General features: G+C 71.5%; 21 protein-coding genes and 3 pseudogenes. 10 read left to right on the top strand and 14 right to left on the bottom strand.

The features are described 5' to 3' along the window. Position 1: 1 nt before the first annotated feature. Entirely contained in the window at positions 2-655 is a 654-nt protein-coding gene (locus LRS04_RS03410; RefSeq protein WP_257815152.1) for a hypothetical protein, read from the top strand. On the opposite strand, the gene LRS04_RS03405 is transcribed toward LRS04_RS03410, so the two are convergent. From LRS04_RS03405 to LRS04_RS03385, 5 genes are all read right to left on the bottom strand, one after another. Then, entirely contained in the window at positions 652-1,794 is a 1,143-nt protein-coding gene (locus LRS04_RS03405; protein WP_257818937.1) for a hypothetical protein, read from the bottom strand. The two genes, LRS04_RS03410 and LRS04_RS03405, sit on opposite strands and share 4 nt — an antisense overlap. A gap of 170 nt (positions 1,795-1,964) precedes the next feature. Beyond that, a complete protein-coding gene (locus tag LRS04_RS03400) occupies positions 1,965-2,936 on the bottom strand; it encodes a tetratricopeptide repeat protein (protein ID WP_257815151.1) in 972 nt (323 codons plus the stop codon). Between the two features lie 89 nt (positions 2,937-3,025). Continuing rightward, the gene (locus tag LRS04_RS03395; protein ID WP_257815150.1) at positions 3,026-3,292 is read right to left on the bottom strand and encodes a SemiSWEET family sugar transporter; all 267 of its coding nucleotides are present in this window, start codon (positions 3,290-3,292) and stop codon (positions 3,026-3,028) included. A gap of 3 nt (positions 3,293-3,295) precedes the next feature. Further along, positions 3,296-3,559: a hypothetical protein gene (locus LRS04_RS26535; protein WP_308238067.1), complete on the bottom strand. Its 264-nt coding sequence runs from the start codon at positions 3,557-3,559 to the stop codon at positions 3,296-3,298. A gap of 207 nt (positions 3,560-3,766) precedes the next feature. Then, a complete protein-coding gene (locus LRS04_RS03385; protein WP_257815149.1) occupies positions 3,767-4,840 on the bottom strand; it encodes a histidine kinase dimerization/phosphoacceptor domain -containing protein in 1,074 nt (357 codons plus the stop codon). A gap of 125 nt (positions 4,841-4,965) precedes the next feature. Here LRS04_RS03385 and LRS04_RS03380 point away from each other — a divergent pair, with 125 nt between their 5' ends. From LRS04_RS03380 to LRS04_RS03345, 9 genes and pseudogenes are all read left to right on the top strand, one after another. After that, positions 4,966-5,973: a histidine kinase dimerization/phospho-acceptor domain-containing protein gene (locus LRS04_RS03380; RefSeq protein ID WP_374572886.1), complete on the top strand. Its 1,008-nt coding sequence runs from the start codon at positions 4,966-4,968 to the stop codon at positions 5,971-5,973. Continuing rightward, positions 5,943-6,371, top strand: coding sequence for a sensor histidine kinase (locus LRS04_RS27565; protein ID WP_374572883.1), 429 nt, complete (start codon positions 5,943-5,945; stop codon positions 6,369-6,371). Before LRS04_RS03380 ends, LRS04_RS27565 begins: the two co-directional genes overlap by 31 nt. A gap of 60 nt (positions 6,372-6,431) precedes the next feature. Further along, positions 6,432-7,866: pseudogene (gene pstC, locus LRS04_RS03375) on the top strand (phosphate ABC transporter permease subunit PstC). Then, positions 7,859-9,160: a phosphate ABC transporter permease PstA gene (pstA, locus tag LRS04_RS03370; RefSeq protein ID WP_257815148.1), complete on the top strand. Its 1,302-nt coding sequence runs from the start codon at positions 7,859-7,861 to the stop codon at positions 9,158-9,160. Before pstC ends, pstA begins: the two are co-directional and overlap by 8 nt. Before the next feature lie 5 nt (positions 9,161-9,165). Next, positions 9,166-9,978, top strand: a complete 813-nt coding sequence (gene pstB, locus LRS04_RS03365; protein ID WP_257818935.1) for a phosphate ABC transporter ATP-binding protein PstB — start codon at positions 9,166-9,168, stop codon at positions 9,976-9,978. A 14-nt stretch (positions 9,979-9,992) separates the two neighbouring features. Beyond that, positions 9,993-10,685: a phosphate signaling complex protein PhoU gene (gene phoU / locus LRS04_RS03360; RefSeq protein ID WP_257815147.1), complete on the top strand. Its 693-nt coding sequence runs from the start codon at positions 9,993-9,995 to the stop codon at positions 10,683-10,685. A 13-nt stretch (positions 10,686-10,698) separates the two neighbouring features. After that, positions 10,699-11,389: pseudogene (gene phoB, locus LRS04_RS03355) on the top strand (phosphate regulon transcriptional regulator PhoB). Positions 11,390-11,447: 58 nt separating this feature from the next. After that, positions 11,448-12,719: a phosphoribosylamine--glycine ligase gene (purD, locus tag LRS04_RS03350; RefSeq protein WP_257815146.1), complete on the top strand. Its 1,272-nt coding sequence runs from the start codon at positions 11,448-11,450 to the stop codon at positions 12,717-12,719. Between the two features lie 131 nt (positions 12,720-12,850). Beyond that, entirely contained in the window at positions 12,851-13,936 is a 1,086-nt protein-coding gene (locus tag LRS04_RS03345) for a phosphotransferase family protein (protein WP_257815145.1), read from the top strand. Here LRS04_RS03345 and LRS04_RS03340 read toward each other — a convergent pair. The 9 genes and pseudogenes from LRS04_RS03340 to LRS04_RS03300 all read right to left on the bottom strand — a co-directional run bounded on the left by LRS04_RS03340 (position 13,933) and on the right by LRS04_RS03300 (position 21,957). Then, entirely contained in the window at positions 13,933-14,136 is a 204-nt protein-coding gene (locus LRS04_RS03340; protein WP_257815144.1) for a hypothetical protein, read from the bottom strand. The genes LRS04_RS03345 and LRS04_RS03340 overlap by 4 nt on opposite strands. A 3-nt stretch (positions 14,137-14,139) precedes the next feature. Continuing rightward, positions 14,140-14,587: pseudogene (locus LRS04_RS03335) on the bottom strand (spore coat U domain-containing protein). Positions 14,588-14,592: 5 nt separating this feature from the next. Then, a complete protein-coding gene (locus LRS04_RS03330) occupies positions 14,593-16,914 on the bottom strand; it encodes a fimbria/pilus outer membrane usher protein (RefSeq protein WP_257815142.1) in 2,322 nt (773 codons plus the stop codon). 37 nt (positions 16,915-16,951) lie between these two features. Next, complete coding sequence (locus LRS04_RS03325; RefSeq protein ID WP_257815141.1) at positions 16,952-17,671, bottom strand: molecular chaperone; 720 nt, start codon at positions 17,669-17,671, stop codon at positions 16,952-16,954. A 14-nt stretch (positions 17,672-17,685) separates the two neighbouring features. Further along, positions 17,686-18,156, bottom strand: a complete 471-nt coding sequence (locus LRS04_RS03320) for a spore coat U domain-containing protein (protein WP_257815140.1) — start codon at positions 18,154-18,156, stop codon at positions 17,686-17,688. An 11-nt stretch (positions 18,157-18,167) separates the two neighbouring features. Continuing rightward, complete coding sequence (locus tag LRS04_RS03315) at positions 18,168-18,659, bottom strand: spore coat U domain-containing protein (protein ID WP_257815139.1); 492 nt, start codon at positions 18,657-18,659, stop codon at positions 18,168-18,170. Positions 18,660-18,731: 72 nt separating this feature from the next. Then, positions 18,732-19,751, bottom strand: coding sequence for a tetraacyldisaccharide 4'-kinase (gene lpxK / locus LRS04_RS03310; RefSeq protein ID WP_257815138.1), 1,020 nt, complete (start codon positions 19,749-19,751; stop codon positions 18,732-18,734). Continuing rightward, positions 19,748-20,998 carry a 3-deoxy-D-manno-octulosonic acid transferase gene (locus LRS04_RS03305; RefSeq protein WP_257815137.1) on the bottom strand — a complete coding sequence of 417 codons (1,251 nt, stop codon included), beginning with the start codon at positions 20,996-20,998 and terminating at the stop codon, positions 19,748-19,750. Before LRS04_RS03305 ends, lpxK begins: the two co-directional genes overlap by 4 nt. Continuing rightward, positions 20,995-21,957: a cation diffusion facilitator family transporter gene (locus LRS04_RS03300; RefSeq protein WP_257815136.1), complete on the bottom strand. Its 963-nt coding sequence runs from the start codon at positions 21,955-21,957 to the stop codon at positions 20,995-20,997. Before LRS04_RS03300 ends, LRS04_RS03305 begins: the two co-directional genes overlap by 4 nt. Between the last annotated feature and the right edge of the window lie 2 nt (positions 21,958-21,959).

Below are 21,959 nucleotides of genomic sequence, written 5' to 3'. Positions count from 1 at the left end.
CGTGAAGCTCGTCGACCACACCCGCGAGAGCCTGCTCGACTACACCGTCCGCCAGTGCGCCCACGTCGTGCCGGACGGCCGCGAGGCCGCCTTCCGCGCCATCGCCGACGCCCATCTCGACGCGGCGCTGGAGCGCCTGCACCGCTGCATCAACGGCTGCTCGCCCTGGCGGCTGGACCAGTTCAACGTCCTGCAGTCCTCGCAGCACTGCATCTATCTGTATTATCTCGCCAATACGATCTGGAAGGCGTCGGGCGACACCGCCGCGCCGACCCGCCTCTTCCTGATGAACAAGGCCTTCAACGGCATCGACCTCTTCTACGAGATCGCCATGCCTGAGGTGTTCTACATCGGCCACAGCGTCGGCATCGTGCTCGCCAAGGCGACCTACGGAAACCACCTCGTCCTCTACCAGAACTCCACCGTCGGCCGGCACAAGGACCAGATCCCGGTCCTCGGCGACCGGGTGGTGCTCTACCCGAACACCGCCGTCATCGGCCGCTCGGTCGTGGAGAGCGACACCGTCGTCAGCCAGGGGACGTCGATCATCAACAGGCGCGTCCCGGCCGGTCAGATGGCGTTCCGCGGCCCCGACGGCGGCCTCGCCTTCAGCCCCCGCCCCGACGACCTCCTGGCCGAGTACTTCCGCCTCTAGCGCCGGCTCTCCACCGCGCCCGCCACCATGTCGTAGAAGTCCCGCGCCCAGACATCGGTGCGGCCGAGCGGGCTGTTGCGGATCGTCTCGCGCAGGCCGGTCCGCAGCGCGCGCCGCCGTTCGCGGTCGCCGGCCAGGCCCACCGCCAGGTCGCGATAGCCCTCCAGCGTGGTGGCGCAGAGGTCGCCCAGGCCCGCGTTCGACAGGATCGAATAGCTCAGCCGCTCGAAGAACGCCTCGCCGCGCAGGCTGACCAGCGGCACGCCCATCCAGAGCGACTCCGTGGTCGTCGTGCCGCCGGTGAGCGGGAAGGGGTCCAGGGTGATGTCGATCTCGTTGTAGAACGGCATGTGCCGGCCGCGGACGGCGTGGAAGATCACCCGGTCCTCCGGCACGCCCTCGGCCGCGAACTCCTTCAGGACGTTCTCCCGGAACGCCGAGGTGCCGCCCTCCGGCCGCACGAAGGCGAAGCGCGCGTTCGGCACGGACGCCGTGACCTTCGCCCAGGTCCTGAGCACCTCGCGGCTGTACTTGTGCGGGTTGTTGGCGGTGCCGAAGGTGATGAAGCCGTTGCGGTCCTCGGGCAGGCCGTCCGTCATCGGATGCTGGTCGGAGAACACCGCCCGGCCGAGCGCCAGCCAGGTGTGCGGCATGACCAGCGGCTGCTCGATCAGCAGGTCCGGCTGCTCCGGCTTCGAGTAGGGGTCGCAGACGAAGTAGTCGATCGTCGACAGGCCCGCCGAGTGCGGATAGCCCAGCCAGCTCGCCTGCAGCTTCGCCGGCCGCCAGGCCATCACCTCCAGCTTGTTCATATAGGTCGAGCCGCCGAGCTCGATCAGCATGTCGAGCTGGTCGTCGGCGATCGCCTGGGCGGCGTCGCGGACCGAGATGTCCGGCCACCAGCGGTAGGCCTCCACCTGGCCGGCGATGTACTCCTGGAGCGGGTCGGACTTGCCCAGGTTGTAGGAATAGACGAACACCTCGAACCGCTCGCGGTCGACGTGGTCGAAGAGCGGCAGGGCGAAATATCCCACCGGGTGCTGCCGCAGGTCCGAGGACATGAAGCCCAGCCGGATCTTGCCCCCGGCCGGGCGGGGCGGCGGGCGCGTGATCGGCGCGGCCTTGGCGGCGGCCTCCACCGACCGCCCCCAGATCCGGTGCTGCTCGACGAGCTCCACCCGGTCCGCATGGGTCTTCACCCGGGCGAGCTGCTTGAGGAGTGCGGTGTGGCGGCCGGTCTCGGCCCACAGGCGTCCCAGCGTCCGGAAATCGCTCAGCCGATCGAGCTCGTCGAAGGCGCAGACCCGGATCAGCGTCTCGTTGGCGATCTTGAAGTGCGGCGCGGTGAACTGGTCGACCTGCGCCAGCGCCCCGCGGACGAGCTGGTAGGCCTCCTCGATGTTGGCGCCTCGTCGCCGGTGCGGGTCCGCTCCAGGCTCTCGATGAGGCTCATGCGGTAGTCGAGCCGGGCCGGCTCCAGCTCCACGGCGCGCCGCAGATGCTGGTTGGCGCGCTCGCGATCGGTGTCGCCCAGCACCAGGCCGATCTGGGCGTGCAGCCACGCGGCCTCCGGGAACCGGGGCAGCAGTTCGCCGAGGAAAGCCTCGGCCCGCTTGGTCTCTCCTGACCGGCGCAGGATGATCGCCTTGCCTTCCAGCAGCTTCGGATGGTCCGGATTGGCGGCCAGCGCCTTGTCCATCGCCTCCTCGGCATCGCGGCCGCGCATCAGCTCGTCGAGGTGGCCGGCCATGTCCAGCCAGGCCTCGACCGCACCCTTGTCCAGCGACACGGCCTGGCGCAGCCGCATCAGGGCGGCGTCGGACTTGCGCTGCTTCAGGAGCGCGCGGCCATAGAGGCGCTGCGCCTCGGCGTCGCGGGGCGTGAGGCGGACGATCTTGGCGAAGACGGCTTCGGCGCGGGCGAAGTCGCCCATGTCCAGCAGCACATTGCCGCGGTTGATCTGCGCCGAGGCGGCCTTGGGCGCCTGCTTGATGGCCTCGTCCAGCACCTTCAGCGCCTCGGGATAGCGCTTGAGCTGGCGCAGGAAGACGCCGCGGACGTTGAGGATGTCGAAGTCCCGCGGGTGGCGCTGCGCGGCCTTCGCCGACCACGCCTCGCCGTCCGCGGCGCGGCCCAGGCGATAGAGCTGCACGAGCAGGACGCGGTAGACCTGGGCCGGGCGGGCGGGGTCCTCCTCGATGGCGGCGATCAGGTGCTCCACCGCCTCGGACCCGCGTCCCGCCTTCAGCGCCGCCTCAGCCGCGTCCAACCTGCCGCTCATGCCACTCGCGTCCCGCCACGCGCCCGCGCGGGCGCCGTAAGGCTGGGAGGGATAAGGCCCCGCGCCGGTCGTGGCTAGAGCGCGAAGCCTCAGCCGCGCCGGCTGAACTTCCACTTCAGGGCGAGGATGGTGGCCGACAGGATCAGGCAGACGATGTTGGAGCCCGCCACCGGCCAACTGCCGATCAGGAAGCCGTAGGCCGTCCACAGCGTGAAGCCGGTGACGGTCAGCAGGAACATGCGGATCGAGATCGACGAGGCGTCGCGCTCCTTCCAGATCTTCACGATCTGCGGCGTGAAGCTGAGCATGGAGCAGAGGGCCGCCGCCGTGCCCACGAAGTTGGCGAGATTCTCCAACCGTCAGGCCGACAGCGCGTAGTCGGCGCCCCAGCGGCGGACGTAGTCGGGCGAAAGGTGCAGGCCGAGCGGCGGCGGGCCGGGCGCGCGGCCTTCCCGCAGGCAGACCTCCAGGTAGGCCAGCGCGGTCTTCACCGCGTGCTCCGAATAGGGCTTGCCGACGACGCCGCACGCGCCCGCGAAATCCTCGGGCAGACGCAGCACGTTGGCGGTCATGAAGAGGACCACGGCGCCGCAGCTCTCGGCGATATGGCGCGCGGCGTCCACGCCGGTCGGGCCGTCCTGCAGGGTGGACGTCCACCAGGGCGAGGTCGGGCGTCAGCTTCCGGGCCAGCTCCACCGCCTCGTCGGAGCTCATCGCCAGCCCCACGTCCCGGCAGCCGACCTCGCGGACGATGAACTGCAGTTCGACCGCCAGGAGGACCTCGTCCTCCACGATCAGCACGTCGAGCGGATTTCCGGGGATCATCGGCTTCATGTGGACATCGGAAGCGTAACGGTCGCCCGGAGGCCGGGTTGCATGTCCTCCAGCGACAGCCGCGCCCTCAGTTGCTGGGTCAGCAGGTTGACGATGGTCAGGCCGAAGCCGTTGCGGTCCTCGGCCGGGGGCAGGCCCTGGCCGGCGTCGGCCACCACCAGGTCGAACTCGTCGGCCCGCGGGCGCACCGCCACCGTGATGGCGCCGGCCTGACCCTCCGGATAGGCGTGGCGAATGGCGTTGGACAGCAGCTCGTTGGCCACCAGGGCGAAGGGGGCCGCCTGCGCCGCGGCCACGGCCACGGGCTCCAGCTCCAGGCGGATCTGCAGGTCGTCGCGCTTCGCGGAGGCCGCGAGGTCGGCGGCCAGGTCGCGCAGGAAATCGGCCACGTCGAAGCGCTGCACGTCGCCGCCCTGGAACAGCCGGCGGTGGACGGTGGCGATGGCCCCCACCCGCTCCAGCATGCTCCGCAACGCCCGCCGCGTGCCCTCGTCGGCGGTGCGCCGGGTCTGCATCAGCAGCAGGGAGGAGATGAGCTGCAGGTTGTTCTTCACCCGATGGTCCACCTCGTGGAGCAGGCTGGTCTTCTCGGCCAGCGCGGCCTCCAGCTCGCGGGCGTGGACGTGGATGTCCTCGAAAAGGTCGTGCCGCTCCGTGTCCCGGGCGGTGCGCGCCGCGGTGACGTCCTGCATGGCGCCGAGGAAGTAGGCGGTCTTGTCCGCCCCGGTCCGCACCGGGACGACCGAAAGCTGGTTCCAGAACGACGTGCCGTCCTTGCGGTAGTTCACGATCTCGCAGCGCAGCTCGCGGCCGTCGCGAACCGCCGCGCCGATCTGCGCCACCGTCTCGGGATCGGTGCCATCGCCCTGCAGGAACCGGCAATTGCGGCCGGTCACCTCTTCGCGGCGGTAACCCGTGAGGTTGAGGAAGGCGTCGTTGGCGAAGACGATGGGATGGTCTCCGGCGCGCGCGTCGGTGAGGACGAGGGCCAGGTGCGCGCCGCGCATCGCTTCGGCGAGCGGCGCGTCCGAGGCGAGGCCGGCGGGGGAAGGGGCGTTCAGATCATCCATGGGTGTCCCGGAGGACAGGAACGGCAATGGCTAAGGTTGGTTCCTGGGCCCCCTGAATCGCCCATGGTGTCATGCCGGTGACACACGCGCGCTGATGCTGGACAGTTCCCCGCGGAGGATTCGCCTTGCCGTCGCTGCCTTCGATCGCGCCGATGTCGCTCCGCGCCGCCCGGCGCGGCCCCGGCCCGGCGCTGACCGCAGCGGCCGCCGGCGTGGCGGTGATCGGCCTGATCGCGTTCGCCGGGCGGATCTCGCCGTTCGAGGGCGTCGCGGCCATGGCCTTCGTCCTCCTGGCCACCGCGCTCGCCCTGCTGGGATCCCGCCGGTCGGTGGAGCGGCAGGAGGCCTTCCTGGCCGTGGCCGCCGAGCGGGCCAGCGACGCGCCGCCCTATCCGACCCTGATCAACGCCCTCCCGGACCCGGTGCTCGTGATCTCGGCGACCGAGCCGGACGACCTGACCAGCCGGCGCTACATCTTCGCCAACTCCGCGGCCCGCGAACTCCTGCGCATCGAGCTCGGCGAAGGCCTGCTGGTCAGCGCGATCCGCGACCCCGAGGTGCTCCACGCCGTCGACGAGGCGCTGTTCAAGGGCCTGGACGCGGAGGCTGTCTACGAGACCGCAGGGGTCCAGGAACGGATCCTCCGGGCCTATGCCCGGCCGCTGGGCCTGGCGCTCGACGGCCGCCGGCTGGCCCTGCTGGTGTTCCGGGACGAGACCGAATTCCACCGGGTCGAGCGCACGCGCGTCGATTTCCTGGCCAACGCCAGCCACGAGCTCCGCACGCCGCTCGCCTCGCTCTCCGGCTTCATCGAGACCCTGCGCGGCCATGCCAAGGACGACATGGGGGCCCGCGAACGCTTCCTCGGCATCATGCAGGCCCAGGCCGAGCGCATGCGGCGGCTGATCGACGACCTGCTGTCGCTGTCGCGCATCGAACTCAGTGAGCACATCGCCCCGTCCGAGCGGGTGGACCTGGCCGCCGCTGTCCTCGATGTGGTCGATGCGGTCACCCCCTGGCGCGCGAGCGCGGCGTCACCCTCGACACCCGTCTTCCGCAGGGCGGCGCGCCGGTCATCGGCGAGCGCGACCAGCTCATCCAGGTGGTCCAGAACCTCGTGGACAATGCGCTGAAGTACTCGACCGCGGGCGCCGTCGTGACCATCGGCGTCGAGACGCACCTGACGCCGGAAGCCGCCGCCGGGCCGCGCCGTCCGGACCTCGTCCGGCTGGCGCTGCTGACGCCCGACATGGCCCAGGGGCTCTACACCGCGATCAGCGTCGGCGACGAGGGCCCGGGGATGGCGCGCGAGAACCTGCCCAGGCTGACGGAGCGTTTCTACCGCGTCGAGGGCCAGAAGAGCGGCGAGCGGTCCGGCACGGGCCTCGGGCTGGCGATCGTCAAGCACATCGCCAACCGCCACCGCGGCGGCCTCTCGGTGGAGAGCGGCGAGGGGCGAGGCACGACCTTCACGGCCTATTTTCCACAGGCGGTGGCCGACGCCCCGGCCGCTGTCGCCAAAGTGTCATAGAAATGTAGCATAGCGGCGAGGTCCGGCGGGCAGGATGTCCCGCAAACCTTGGGACCCCGTATGATCATCTGGGCGGCGCTCGCTGCGCTCCTTCTCTTCTCCGCCGGGACCTACGTCGTCGGCCGCCGACGGCTCACGGCCGCCGGCGCCGGGACGACCCACTCGCGTCCGGGCTACCATGGGGCCTATGTGGCGCTGTGGGCCTGCGTCCCGGCGCTGATCCTCCTGGTGCTCTATGTCGCCTTCTCGGGCCGCATCGAGACCGCCGTCCTGCGCGCCGAGACCCCGGCCGCCGTGGCCGGCATGTCGGCGCCCCAGCAACAGGTCTTCTACGACGACGCCCGGGCGCTGGCCCAAGGCGCCTCGCGCAGCGAGACGATCTACGATCCGGCCCAGATCGCCGCGCTTGAGGCCAAGGCCGGCCAGGCGTTCAGGCTCGCCCAGGCCTTCCGGCTGGGCGCGCTGGGCGGAGCCGTCCTTCTGGCCGTGGGCGGCGCGGTCCTGGCCTGGCGCCGGCTGACACCGGAGTTCCGCGCCCGAAACCGCGTCGAGACCTGGATCGCCGGCCTGCTGCTCGTCTGTTCGGTCCTGGCCGTGCTCACCACCGTCGGCATCGTCGCTTCCCCTGGCCTTCGAGAGCTTCCGGTTCTTCCAGGCGGTGTCGCCGCTCGACTTCCTGTTCGGGACCACCTGGGACCCGCAGATCGCCATCCGCGCCGACCAGGTCGCCGCCAAGGGCGCCTTCGGGGCCGTGCCGCTGTTCGCCGGCACCTTCCTGATCATGCTGATCGCCATGTCGGTGGCCGCCCCGGTGGGCCTGTTCTCGGCCATCTACCTGTCGGAGTACGCCAGCGGCTGGACCCGGGCGGTGGTGAAGCCGCTGCTCGAGGTGCTCGCCGGGGTGCCCACCGTGGTCTACGGCTTCTTCGCCGCCCTGACGGTGGGTCCGCTGTTCCGCGGCTTCTTCAACGCGGTCGGCGCCGAGCTTGTCGGCGGGCCGCTCGACGGGCTTGGCCTCTATCTGATGCAGGTCCAGAACCAGATGGCGCTGGTGGCCGGCGCGGTCATGGGGATCATGCTGATCCCCTTCGTCTCCTCGCTCTCCGACGACATCCTGAACGCCGTGCCCCAGTCGCTCCGCGACGGCAGCCTGGCCATGGGCGCGACGCGGTCGGAGACCGTGAAGAAGGTGGTCCTGCCCGCGGCCCTGCCGGGGATCATGGGCGCGCTCCTCCTGGCCGTTTCCCGCGCCGTCGGCGAGACCATGATCGTCACCATGGCGGCCGGCCTGCAGGCCAAGACCACCCTCAACCCGCTCGACACGGTCACCACCGTCACCGTGCAGATCGTCACCCTGCTCACCGGCGACCAGGAGTTCGACAGCCCCAAGACGCTGTCGGCCTTCGGACTGGGGCTGGCCCTCTTCGCGATCACCCTGGCGCTGAACGTCGTCGCCCTGCGCATCGTGCAGAAATACCGGGAACAGTATGACTGACGCGGTCCTCTCTCCCCCCGCCGCCGGTCAGGCTGACCGCAACGCCGCGATCGCCGCCCGGCTGAAGCGGCGCCGCGCCCAGGAAAGGCGCTTCCGCTGGTATGGCCGCGCGGCCATCCTGGTGGCGCTCTCCTTCCTGGCGATCCTGCTCGGCCGCATCGGCCTGCAGGGCTATTCGACCTTCGTGGACTATCGGATCACGGTCCCGGTCTATGTGGACCCCGCCCGGGTCGACCGTGCCGACATCACCGGGGCCAACTACGACCAGCTCATCGCCGAGGCCGTGCTGGCCAGGCTCGGCGAACGCGACGACGAGTTCGGCCGGACCTCCGGCAAGCTCCGCGAACTGCTCTCCAACGACCTGGGCTTCCAGGTCCTGGACATCGTCCGCGCCGACCCCGCGAAGATCGGCCAGACGGTCAGCGTGACCGGACCGGTCGGGGCCGACGCCGGCCTGTACTTCAAGGGCCAGATCGATCGCGCCGCGCCCGAGAGCGACCGCAAGCTCGACGATCAGCAACTGGCCTGGCTCGACCGGCTGAAGGCCGACGGCCTGATCTCCTCGGGCTTCAACACCAGCTTCTTCACCAAGTCGGATTCGACCGAACCGGAGCAGGCCGGGGTGCTCGGCGCGGTGGTGGGCTCGTTCCTGATGCTCATCGTGACGGCGGGCCTGGCCGTGCCGATCGGCATGCTGGCGGCGGTCTACCTCGAGGAGTTCGCGCCGAAGAACCGCTGGACCGACCTCATCGAGGTCAACATCAACAACCTGGCCGCCGTGCCCTCCATCGTCTACGGCCTGCTGGGCCTGGCGGTGTTCATCAACTGGCTGGCCGTGCCCCGGTCCTCGCCGCTCGTCGGCGGCCTCGTCCTGGCGCTGATGAGCCTGCCCACGGTGATCATCGCCACCCGCGCGGCGCTGAAGGCGGTGCCGCCGTCGATCCGCGAAGCGGCTCTGGCGGTGGGCGCGTCCCGGACCCAGACGGTCTTCCACCACGTCCTGCCGCTGGCCATGCCCGGCGTGATGACCGGCGCGATCCTCAGCCTGGCCCACGCGCTCGGCGAAACCGCGCCGCTGCTGATGATCGGCATGGTGTCCTTCGTGCCCGGCGTGCCCGGCGGCTTCACCGAATCCGCCACGGTCCTGCCGGTGCAGATCTTTATTTGGGAAAACGCGTCCGAGCGCGCGTTCCACGAACGGACGGCCGCGGCGATCCTCGTCCTGCTCGTCTTCATGATCCTCATGAACCTCGCGGCGATCCTGTTGCGCCGCCGGTTCGAACGCCGCTGGTGAGCGAAATGAACCTCAATCCGCACATTTCCGTGGACGTGCAGCACGCCGTCCTGCCCTCACGGGCCGTGAAGGTCCGGGCCCGGGACGTGAATGTCTTCTACGGCGACAAGCAGGCCCTGTTCGACGTCTCGCTCGACATGCCCGAGCGCTCGGTCACCGCCCTCATCGGCCCGTCCGGCTGCGGCAAGTCGACCTTCCTGCGCTGCATCAACCGGATGAACGACACCATCGCCGGCGCCCGCGTCGAGGGCTCCATCGAGCTCGACGGCGAGGACGTCAACGATCGCAGCCTCGACCCCGTCCTGCTCCGCGCCCGGGTCGGCATGGTCTTCCAGAAGCCCAACCCGTTCCCGAAGAGCATCTACGAGAACGTCGCCTACGGTCCGCGCATCCACGGCCTGGCCACCTCGAAGTCGGAACTCGACGCCGTCGTGGAGCAGTCGCTGAAGCAGGCCGGCCTGTGGAACGAGGTCTCCGACCGCCTGCAGCAGTCGGGCTCCAGCCTCTCCGGCGGCCAGCAGCAGCGCCTGGTGATCGCGCGCGCCATCGCCGTGCGCCCCGAGGTGATCCTGATGGACGAGCCCTGCTCGGCGCTCGACCCCATCGCCACGGCCCGGGTCGAGGAGCTGATGGACGACCTGCGCCAGTCCTTCACGATCGTCATCGTCACCCATTCCATGGCCCAGGCGGCGCGCGTCTCGCAGAAGACCGCCTTCTTCCACATGGGCAAGCTGGTGGAGGCCGGGCCGACCGACGAGGTGTTCACCAACCCGCGCGACACCCGCACCCAGGATTACATCACCGGCCGGTTCGGCTGAGGAAAGCGCCCGCCATGAACGAGCACATCGTCAAATCCTTCGAGGACGAGCTGAACACGCTCACCGCCGAATGCGCGCGGATGGGCGGCCTGGCCGAGGCCCAGGTGGCCGACGCCATCCATGCCGTGGGCAAGCGCGAGCAGGCGCTGGCCGCCGGCCTCGTCGAGCGGGACGAGCAGCTCGACGTCATGCAGCGCGACATCGAGCGCCGCGCCATCCGGCTGATCGCGCTGCGCCAGCCCATGGCCAACGACCTGCGCCGCACGGTCGCCGCCATGAAGATCGCCGCCGAACTCGAGCGCACCGGCGACCTCGCCAAGAACATCGCCAAGCGCACCCTGGTGATCGTCGAGTCCGAGCCGATGCAGCCGCTGACCCGCTCGCTGGAGCGGCTGGGCAAGCTGGTGCTCACCCGGCTGAAGATCGTCCTCGACGCCTACACCCGCTCGGACGTGGAGCGAGCGCTCACCGTCTGGTCGCAGGACGACGAGGTGGACGAGCACTACAACAGCCTGTTCCGGGAACTGCTCACCTACATGATGGCCGACCCCCGGACGATCACCGCCTGCGCGCACATGCTGTTCGTGGCCAAGAACCTCGAGCGCATCGGGGACCACGCCACCAACATCGCCGAGATGGTCCACTACGAGATCACCGGCGAGGAGATGATCCAGGCGCGCCCCAAGACCGACGCCTTCACCGTCTGACGGAGATCCTGACTTGCAGCCGCACATCCTGGTGGTCGAGGACGAGGACAGCCTGGCCACGCTCCTGCAGTACAACCTCGAGAAGGAAGGCTACGACGTGGCCGTGGCCGGCGACGGCGAGGAGGCCCTGCTCCTCGTGGACGAACGCCTGCCCGACCTGATCGTCCTCGACTGGATGCTGCCGAAGGTCTCCGGCATCGAAGTCTGCCGCCGCATCCGCCAGCGGCCCGAGGCCCGCAACGTGCCGATCATCATGCTCACCGCCCGCGGCGAGGAGACCGACCGGATCCGCGGCCTCGACACCGGCGCCGACGACTATGTGGTGAAGCCGTTCTCGATGACCGAGTTCGCCGCCCGCATCCGCGCCGTGCTCCGCCGCCTCCGCCCCGGCCTCGCCGAGGACCGGGTCCGCTGCGGCGACATCGTCATCGACCGCGTGGCGCACCGCGTGAAGCGCTCGGGCTCCGAGGTCCACCTCGGCCCCACCGAGTTCCGCCTGCTCGACTACTTCATGCAGCACCCCCGGCCGGGTGTTCAGCCGCGAACAGCTCCTCGACGCCGTCTGGGGCTCGGACGTCTATGTGGAGGCCCGCACCGTCGACGTGCACATCGGCCGCCTGCGCAAGGCGCTGAACGCGTCCGACGGCGGCGATCCGATCCGCACTGTCCGCTCCGCCGGCTACGCCCTCGACGTGGACGCCTGACGCGGCTCCCATCGCTCGTCCTTGACCAAAGGGCCGGCGCGGGCGAAAGCGCCGGCTCATGAACATCCTCCTCGTCGGCTCGGGCGGGCGCGAACACGCGCTGGCCTGGAAGATCGCGCAGTCGCCTCTGGTCACCCGGCTGGTGGCCTCGCCGGGCAACCCCGGCATGGCGAAGATCTGCGAGCTCGCCCCCTGGAAGCCGACCGAGGTGGCCAGGCTGGTCCAGCACGCCCGCGAGATGGTCGCCGACCTGGTGGTGATCGGCCCCGAGGTCGCCATCGCCGCCGGCCTCGCCGACGCCCTGGCCGACGCGGGCATCCCCTGCTTCGGCCCCACCGCCGCCGCCGGCCGGCTGGAGAGCTCCAAGGCCTTCACCAAGGCCTTCGCCGAGCGCCACCACCTGCCCACCAGCCGCTACCGGATCTGCGAGGACCGCGAGACCGCCCACGCCGCGCTCGCGGACTTCGACCCGCCCTATGTGGTCAAGGCCGACGGCCTGGCGGCCGGCAAGGGCGTGGTCATCGCGCCGGACCGCGCGGCGGCCGAAGCGGCCATCGACGACGCCTTCGCCGGCGGCTTCGGCGAGGCCGGCCAGATCATCGTGCTGGAGGAGTTCCTGGAGGGCGAGATCGGCTCGCTCTTCGCGCTCTGCGACGGCAGGACCTCGAAGCTGTTCGGCTGGGCCCAGGACCACAAGCGCGCCTTCGACGGCGACGAGGGCCCCAACACCGGCGGCATGGGGACCTATTCGCCGGCGCCCGTCTTCGACCTCGACCTCGTGGCCCAGACCGACGAGCGCCTGGTGAAGCGCGCCTTCAAGGGCATCGCCCAGGACGGCGCCCCCTACCGCGGCGTGCTGTTCGTGGAGCTGATGTCCACCCGGGACGGGCCGAAGCTGGTGGAGTTCAACGCCCGCTTCGGCGACCCGGAATGCCAGGTCCTGATGCTCCGGCTGGAGAGCGACCTCGTCCCCTATCTCGTCGCCTGCGCCAATGGGACGCTCGCCGACCTGCCTGATCCCGTCTGGCGCGACGAGGCCGCCGTCTGCGTCGTCCTGGCGACCAGGGGCTATCCCGGCAAGGCCGAGGCCGGCAGCGTGATCCGGGGCGCCGACGCCGACTTCGGCCCGCACGTCCAGGTCTTCCACGCCGGCACCTCGACGGACCCCGACGGGACCATCCGCGCCGGCTCGGGCCGCGCCCTCAACGTCTGCGCCACCGGCGCAGACCTCGCCGAGGCCCGCGAGCGCGCCTACGCCGCCGTCGCCCGGATCGACTGGCCCGAGGGCTTCCACCGCACCGACATCGGCTGGCGGGCATTGGCCCGCTAGAGCGCGTCAGGCGAAAGTGTGACGCGGTTTCGCCGCCCGGACGCGCGGCATCATCCGGCTGGCCTTCCCCGCTTGGCCGCCGCTGGGTAAGGTGGTTTCAAACAAGCGTACGAAGTCCAAGGGGAGACGCCATGTCCGTGACCGCAGACATCGCCGCCGAACAGGCGCGCGAGCAGGCCAACACGGGCACCAAGGAGGTCGCCGAGTCCCACCGCTTCGACGAGGCCGCGCTCGAGGCCTGGATGCGCGCCAACGTCGAGGGCTACGCCGGCCCGCTGGAGGTCCGGCAGTTCAAGGGCGGCCAGTCCAACCCGACCTACCAGCTCATCACGCCCACGAAGAAGTACGTCCTGCGCCGCAAGCCGCCGGGCAAGCTGCTGCCGTCCGCCCACGCCGTGGACCGCGAGTTCCGGGTGATCAGCGCCCTCTACCCGACCGGCTTCCCGGTGGCGAAGCCCTACGGCCTGTGCACCGACGACGGCGTCATCGGCACCTGGTTCTACGTCATGGACATGGTCGAGGGCCGGGTCCTCTGGGACCAGAGCCTGCCGCAGTGCGAGCCCGCCGAGCGCAACGCCATCTTCCGGGCCAAGATCAAGACGCTCGCCGACCTGCACAACACCGACTACGTCGCCGTCGGCCTCGAGGACTACGGCAAGCCCGGCAACTACATGTCCCGCCAGGTCGACCGCTGGACCAAGCAGTACAAGGCCTCCGAGACGGTCCACATCCCCGAGGTCGAGCGCCTCATCGAGTGGCTGCCGAAGACCGTGCCGGCCCAGGAGCGGACCTCGATCGTCCACGGCGACTACCGCCTCGACAACATGATCTTCCATCCCACCGAGCCCCGCGTGGTGGCGGTGCTGGACTGGGAGCTGGGGACGCTCGGCGAGCCGCTGGCCGACTTCACCTACGTCCTGATGAACTGGATCAACGGGACCATCTCGACGATCCCGGACCTGGAGGCCCACGGCATCCCGACCCTGGACGAGGCGGTGGCGTACTACTGCAGCCTGACCGGCCGCACCGGCATCCACGACCTGAACTGGTTCTTCTCTTACAACGCCTTCCGCCTGGTCGGCATCCTGCAGGGGATCCTGGGCCGCGTCCGCGACGGCACCGCCAATCACCCGGACGCCGCCAACATGGCGCCCCGCGTCGAGGCCCTGGCGAAGATGAGCTGGGCCTATGCCGAGAAGGCCGGGGCGAGCGCCTAGTACTCGACGATCCGGCGGCGCTGGCCGTCGGCGTTCGTCTCACGGTCCACGAGCGGCGCGGCGCCCGTGGCCCCGCGGCAGGCGCTGGCGGCGTGCGCCGCGACCATGCAGACGGCCTCGACCCGCACCCGCACCGTCATCGGCTTGGACACCGTCAGCGGCGGCGCGGCGAGGGCCAGGGTGAGGGCGGCGATCAGCATCTCTCAGAACACTACGATGACCGCGACGGAATCAAAATAGTCGCCGGCCGGCAGGAACTGTCCCGCCGGGATCTCGCCATAGAAGACGAACCGCTCGATGGGCCGCAGGTCGCGCGTCTTGGCGCGGCTGACCAGCACGGTGGTGCCGGAGCTTCCGTCGCCGGCGATGTGACGGAAGGTGGGGTCCGCATAGATGTTGTAGTCGAGCGAGGGCGCCGCCGCTGGCCAGATAGCGGCGGTGATAGTTCCCCGACTGGCCAGTCGAGAGCGCCACGTGCTGGACCGGTAGGCCCACGTCGCAACGGACCCGGATCTGGCCCCGCACCCGGTTCGGCTGGGCGTGGAACGGGTCGTAGCGCTCGAAGTCCAGGGGATCGACCTCGATCGTGCAGCTCTGCTGGGCCTGCGCGGCCGGGGCCCAGGCCGCGCCGAGCGCCAGGGCCAGAAGCATGGCTGTCATTCGCATGGCGTGGCCCTCACGCGGGGCACGGTGTCCGCCCCGCCCTGGATGTCGAACGTGGCCTCGCATTGCCCGTCGGGCCAGCGCACCGTGACCCGGTTCTCTCCCGGACGAACGCCGCGCAGATAGGCCTCGCCGCCGTAGCCCACCGCGGCGGTCTCGTCGCCGCCCGCCAGCCGCACCTCGGCGCCGAGCGGCAGCGGCTTCTGCGCTCGATCCGCCAGCACGACCACGGCCGACATCTGATGGTCGATCCTGAAGCGGGTGACGACGCCGCTGCCGCGGCGGGGCGCGGCCGTCTTGGCGAACGCATCGGCCTGGGAGGTGATCGGCAGGTCGAGGGCGGCGATCGAGATGGCGTTGGCCTCGCCGCCCTGCAGGCGGTTGATCAGCAGCCGCCCGTTCCGCCCGGTCCGGCCCGCCGGGCGGTTCTCCAGGAACACCTCGACGCCCGGCGTGTCCGGCAGTTCGACTACCGTGAAGGCGTCGTCGATCCGCGAGGCGAGGTGCAGGCCCCCGTCGATGAACACCAGGGACTGGCCGAGCTGCGCCTGGACGGCCTGCGAAGGGCCCACCCGGCTGTAGCTCGCATAGGCGTCGAGGCGGGCGCCCTCCCAGACCGGGTCCACGTTGCCGCTGGTCTCGGGCCCCCGCGCGTAGCGTCCGGACCAGCTGAACCGCGGATCCTTCCCGTCGCCGTTGGCCGTCACCGCATAGGTCGTGAAGTCGGGCGTGGGGGCGGCGCTCACCGTCGCCATGGCGCGCCGCCCGAGCGGGAAGGACAGCATGAGGCTCGCGCCCCATTCGCCGCGCTGGGTCAGGTCCGCGTAGCCGCTCAGGTCGGCGCGCAGCCGGCTGCGCCAGAAGCTGCGGCCGAGGTTGGCGGTGATCACCTCGGACCGGAACCCCTTCCCCCGATCCTGCAGCACATAGGTCACGTTCGCGGATTGCCGCGCGGACATCTGCCAACTCCCCGACGCGACGAGGCTCCGGCGCAGCCGGGGTTGGCCGAACCGGGCCGCTAGGTCCTCGAAATCCTGCGAGGCCTCTTCGTAGCGGACCGTCGCGCTGATCCGCGGGCCGGTGCGCTCGACGCCGAGGCTCCAGAGGTAGCCGTCGCCGGCCGGCCCGCGGCTGCCGGCCACGATGCCGGAGAGGATGACCGCGTCCCAGAGGGCCAAATGGCCGCCGGCGCCGGCCATGGCGAAGTCGTCGGCGGCTTCCGCGTGAAACTCCGCCGTCAGGGTTTCGCTGACCCCGTGCCGGATCGACCCGGAGGCGAAGCTGTCGCCGTAGCTGGCGCTCTTGGTAGCGTAGTCGCGGCGTTCCGAACCGGCCTCGAGGGTGAAGTCTGTCAGGCCCGGGGCGAGGAGTTCGGTGCTCACATAGAAGGGCAGATAGACCTCGCGGCGGCGGCCGCTGGGATCCGTCAGCACGATCCGCACCTCGTTGGCGCCGGTGGTCACCGGCATGTCGCGCACTAGCAGTGAGCCCGGCGCCGCGCTGGCCGCGAACCGCTCGACCCCGTTGACGTAGAGGTCGAGGGCCGAGGGCGCCGTCACGCCGGTGCTGAACTGCGGCATGGGCTGGGTCACGAGATCGGGTCGAAGCCCGAAGTCCCGCCGGTACTGGGCGCCGCCGAACCTGAGCGACCGCGTCCAGCTCAGCGCCCCCGAATAGCCGTCGCCGAGCATCAGCGAGGTGGCGTCGTCCGGCCGGTCGAAGGTCAGGGCGGTCTCGAGCCGGATCAGCCCGGCCGACTCCGGCCCGGGCGTGACGAAGCCTGCGCTGCCGAAGGTGAACCAGGGCGCGATCAGCCGCGCCTCGAGGTCGACGGTCCCCGTGCGGGTGAACAACTCGTCCTTGCTCTCGGCGGCCCACTCGCCGAAGGCGTCGTAGCTGAGGAAGGCGCTCCAGTCGGCGCGGCTGTCGACCCGCTCCGGCGGCGGGCTGATGGACAGCCGCTCCGGCGTCAGGGCCTCGACCGGCGCCTGCAGGTCGATGGTCTGGGCGGCCATGTCGATGCGCCAGGTCAGGCCGGCGATCCGGTCGAGGAAGACGCGCGGCTCGCCGTCCACCGTCTCCACCTGGCTGGGATCCAGCGCGAAGCCCAGGCCGCTGTACTGGTCGGCGGGCAGCGACAGGCGCTCCCCGTCCTGCCGGAAGGCGGCCACTAGGTTCCGCCGCCAGCCGTTCACCGACACCTCCAGCAACAGGATGACCGGCTCGGGCCCGGGCGCCTCGGCCGGGCCGGGGGCCAGGGTCACGGCCGCCAGGGTGCTCGTGCCCAGGGCGGCGGCCAGGACGGCGCCGGTCAAGGCCTTCCACCCGCGGGCCCGCCGGCGCACATCGGCCTCAGTTGGCGACGGCGACGTCGGCCTTCACGGGTCCAAAGGCGCCGTCGCCGCGGAGCGACACCGCGCCCTCGGCCCCGGCGGCGGGAACGGACCAGGTGCGGCTCGTCCCGCTCAGCACATAGCCGAAAAGCGGGTCCGGGCCGCCCACCGGCTTGCCGCCGGATGTGAGCTGCAGGCCGATCAGGCGCTCGTGGACGGGACCGCTGTTGGCCACGTTGAGGCGTAGCTGTCCGTCCTGGCTGGTCGCGCTCCAGGCGAGCTTCGGCCGCGCCGCCAGGCTGGGCGCCAGGAACACCGGCACCAGGGCCCGGATCGGCACCACGACGCCGGCCACGCCGCCGGCCTTGGCGGGGGGCAGTTCGTCGATGATCAGGCGCCAGGCCCGCTCGGTGGTCGGGGTCTTCGGCAGGTTCACCACCAGCCGCACCGTCTGGGCCTGACCGGGCGCGACGGTGAAGAACGGAGGACTGACGACCAGGGTCTCGGACGGCGTGTGCACGTCCTGGCCGTCGGCCTGGGTCCAGTCCACCGGCCGGATCTGGACGTTCAACGGCTCCGTGCCCGGGTTGCGCACCTGGACCGTGGCGGTCCGCTCCCGGCCGATCAGGCTGACGTTGACGGGTCCGATCTCCAGGGAGGCGGCCTGGGCGGCCGGCGCGATCGCCAGCGTCGAGGCCGCAAGGACCGCGGCGATGAGGGGGGCGGCGAAGGCTCTCATGGGCGGCTCCCGGGTCAGTACTGGACCGTCACGCGGACGGTGTCGGTGTAGTTGCCCGCCGGCACGGCCTGTCCCGTGGGGATGTCGCCGTAGACGTTGTAGGTGACCGTCTGGCCGGTGTTTTCGGAGTTCGACAGCTGCCAGGTCGCGCCCACGGTGTTGATCGGGTTCTGGTAGGCCGCGTCCTTGTAGAGCTGGTAGCCCAGGTTCGCGCCCTGGCCGGTCATCGTCCGCTGCTGCGGATTGCCCGACTGGCCGCCGTCCAGCGAGATGGTCACCGCCGAGCCGGCGGTGCAGCGCACGTCGAAACTGGTGTTGGCCCGCGTGTTGCTGGCCGCCGCGTAGCTCCCGAAGTCGAGATCGCGGGTGGTGATCTGGCAGTCCGCGTTGACCGACGCGCGCACGGCGAACTGGCCGGTCTTGGTCTGGGCGAACGCCGGGCCGGAGATCGCCAATGCCGCGAGCGCGAGAAGGGCGGTTCTCATGCAAGCCTCCATCAGTAGGTGAGGGTCATGGTGACGGTGTCGTAGAAGCCGCCGGGCGGCGGGGACTGCCCCTTCGGCACGCTCCCGTAGACGTTCACCCGCTGCCACTTGCCGTTGGCCTCCATCGAGACCGTCTCGCCGCCGGTGGCGTCGCCGAAGATCCGCCGGTGGGAGGCGTCGACGTAGAGCTGGTAGGAGAGCTCGCCGGCGCCGGTCATTCGGCGCAGGTCCGCGTCGCCGGCTCCGCCGCCGTCGAGGGCGACGTTGAACCGGACGCCGGGCGTGCAGCGGACCTCGATCACCGTCTTCACCTGGCTGGCGGAGGCGGCGCGGTACTCGCCGAAGTCGAGATCCTGCAGCGTGACGCTGCAGCTCGCCTCCAGGCGCGCGCGGACCTGCAGGGTCCCGACGGCGTCAGGCTCCTGCCCGGCGGCGGGTTGCGCCAGCGCCAGTCCCAGGCTCATGGCCGCCAGGATGGTCCCCATCCGGAAGCACGTCGGCATCGACCCTCCCCCTTCCGGCGGAGGATGGCGGCACGCGCCGTTCGCCTATATCCGAAGAAACCCGGAGTTCCCCTAAGGCGTCGGGCCGAGGGCGCGGGTCAGGGCGTCCAGCGCCGCCGTGTCGTCGAACACCGCCTGCACGGGCCAGGGCGTCACCCGGGCCCGCCACGCCGGCGGCAGGCGGACCCAGTCCTTCTCGGTGGTGATCAGGCCCGCGCCGAACGCCGCCGCGCGGTCGGCGAGCCGCTGCAGCGTCCGGGCGTCATAGGCCGCATGGTCGGGGAACGCCGCGAAGTCGGCGAGCTCGCAACCGGCCGCGACCAGCGCCCGCTCGACCTTCCAGGGTTTGCCGACCCCCGCGAAACCCACCTGCGGACCGGCCGGCGGCGGCGTTACGGCCCCCAGGTGGGCGCAGAGCACCGGCCTGGCCTGCAGCGTCCGGAGCAGCTCGCCGTCCGCCTCGGCCAGGTCCGCGGGCAACAGGACCACCGCGGCGTCCGCCCGCGCCAGGCCGGCGGCCAGCGGCTCGCGCATGGGCCCGGCGGGGAACACCCGCCCGTCGCCGAACGGCCATTCCCCGTCCCGGGTCTCGCCATCGACCACGACCAGCGACAGCGCCTTCCGCAGCGAGGGGTTCTGGTGGCCGTCGTCCATCACCACCACGTCGGCGCCCGCCTGCGCCGCGGCCTTCGCCCCCGCCGCCCGGTCGCGCGCGACCCAGACCGGAAAGTCGCGGGCTAGCATCAGCGGCTCGTCGCCCACCTCGGCGGCGGTGTGGACCTGCGGATCGACCCGCACCGGCCCCTTCAGGCTCCCGCCGTAGCCGCGGGACAGCAGGTGCACGGCCTGGCCCTGGTCCGCCAGCCGCTGGGCGATCGCGCGCACCACCGGCGTCTTCCCCGTGCCGCCGACGGTCAGGTTGCCCACGCAGATCACCGGCGCGCCCGGATCGGTTGGTGTCGTCCCCGCGATCCGCCGCGCCGTCGCCGCGGCCCAGATCCACGACAGCGGCGTCAGTAGCGCCCGCGTCACCGGCATCGACGCCCGGTCGCGGTCTCTCCGATACCACCAGCGGGGCGTGGCGAGCTTCACGGCAGCAGCGGTTCGATGAGCGCGAGCGTGCCGTCAAGCGCCGCGCCCTGCCGCTCGGCATAGGCCTGCGCCGCCTCGCCCATGCGGCGCGCGATGTGCGGATAGGTCAGCAGGCCCTGGAGGTGGCGCGCCAGCGCGGCCCCGTCCCTGGCCTCGATCGCCGCGCCCTCGGCGAACATCGCCGCATAGACGTCGGCGGCGTTGAACACCTCCGGCCCGGTGACGATGGGCTTGCCGTGCCGCGCCGGCTCCAGCGGATTGTGCCCGCCGACCCCGGGCGCGAACCCGCCGCCCATCACCACCACGTCGGCCAGCTCCAGGAAGACGCCCAGCTCGCCCAGGGTGTCCACCAGATAGACGCCGGTCCGGGGGCTCACGGGCTCGCCGCGGGACCGCCGGGCGATGTCGCCGGGGCGGGCGCCGGCGAGCTGGGCCGCGATCTCGTCGGCCCGCTCCGGATGCCGCGGCGCGATCGCCAGCAGCAGGCCGCCGGGCGCCGACTCGGCGATCAGCCGCTCCTCCCCCGGATGCGTGCTGACCGCCACCACGACCGGCCGCCCCTGCGTCCGGCTGCGCAGGTCGGCCAGTTCCGCGGGATCGAAGGGCAGCCGCCCGCCGATGTGCTTCAGGTTCAGCGCCGGTCCGACCGTCGCCCCCAGCCTCGCCAGCCGCGCCGCCGTCGCCGCATCCTGCGGCATGACGAGGTCGAACGCCGACAGCAGCGCCCGCGCGCTCGCCGGCGCCCGGGCCCAGCCCCGCGCGCTGCCCTCGGTCATCCGCGCCGAGAGCAGCGCCAGCCTCACGCCCCGCGCTTTCGCCGCCTGGATCAGGTTCGGCCAGAGCTCGCTCTCCACGAACACGCCGAGGTCGGGCCGCCAGTGGTCCAGGAAGCGGCCCACCGCCCCCGGCGCATCGACAGGCGCGAACTGGTGGACCGCGCCCGCCGGCAGCCGCCCGGCCAGCACCTCCGCCGAGGTCACGGTCCCGGAGGTGACGAGCAGGGTCGCGTCCGGGCGCCGGGCCTGCAGCGCCTCGACCAGCGGGACCAGCGAGAGGCTCTCGCCGACGCTCACCCCGTGCAGCCAGACCACGGGCCCCGCCGGCCGGGCCGCGCCCGCCCGGCCCAGCCGTTCGGCGAGCCGCGCGGCGTCCTCCTTGCCCCGCTTCGCCCGACCCTTGAGCAGCGCCGGCGCCAGCGGCTCGGCGAGCCCCGTGGCCAGCCGGTAGAGCGCGAGCGGAACGGTCACACCACCTCGGCCGGGGCGAGCCGGCAGGCGTGCGCGGCCCCGGTCTCCACCTGCAGGGTGGCGTGGCCGATGTTGAACCGGGCGTGCAGCCCCTCGCAGGCGTCGTGCAGGAAGCGGTCGGCGTCGCCGCCGGCGGGCCGCACCAGGTGGACGGTCAGCGCCGTCTCGGTGGTGCTCATCGCCCAGATGTGCAGGTCGTGGACCTCCTCGACGCCGGGCAGGTCGGCGAGCCAGGCGCGGACGGTCTCCACGTCGATCCCGCGCGGCGCGGCGTCCAGCGCCAGGTCCACGGAATCCCGCAGCAGGCCCCAGGTGCCGATGACGATCACCACCGCGATCAGCAGGCTCAGCGCCGGGTCGATCCACAGGAAGCCGGTGAACATGATCGCCGCCGCGCCCACCACCACGGCCAGGGAGACCGCCGCGTCGGCCGCCATGTGCAGGAAGGCCCCGCGCACATTGAGGTCCGAATGGCTGCCGCGCAGGAAGAGCAGCGCCGTCGCCGTGTTGATCACCACGCCCAGGGCGGCCACGGCTATGACCACGGTGGTCTCGACGCTGGCCGGCGCCATCAGCCGGTGGATGGATTCCGAGACGATCGCGCCGACCGCCACCAGCAGCAGGACGGCGTTGGCCAGCGAGGCCAGGATCGTCGCCTTCCGAAGCCCATAGGTCCGCCGCCCGCCCGGCGCGCGCCTCGCCAGCACCGCGGCGCCCCAGGCCAGGATCAGCGACAGCACGTCGGAGAGGTTGTGGCCGGCGTCGGCCAGGAGCGCCATGGAGCCGGCCCAGATCCCCGCGCCCGCCTCGGCCAGCACGAAGACCGAATTCAGCGCCACCCCGATGGCGAACGCCCGGCCCATGTCCGCCGGCGCGGGATGGTGATGCCCATGGCCGTGCGAATGCCCGTGCCCGTGCCCATGGTGGTGGCCGTCGTGGTGGTGGTGCGCGTGGGCCATGC

It is taken from the genome of Phenylobacterium sp. J367 (assembly GCF_024699985.1).
Taxonomy (GTDB): Bacteria; Pseudomonadota; Alphaproteobacteria; order Caulobacterales; family Caulobacteraceae; genus Phenylobacterium.
This window is presented reverse-complemented; position numbering and strand designations above follow the sequence as displayed.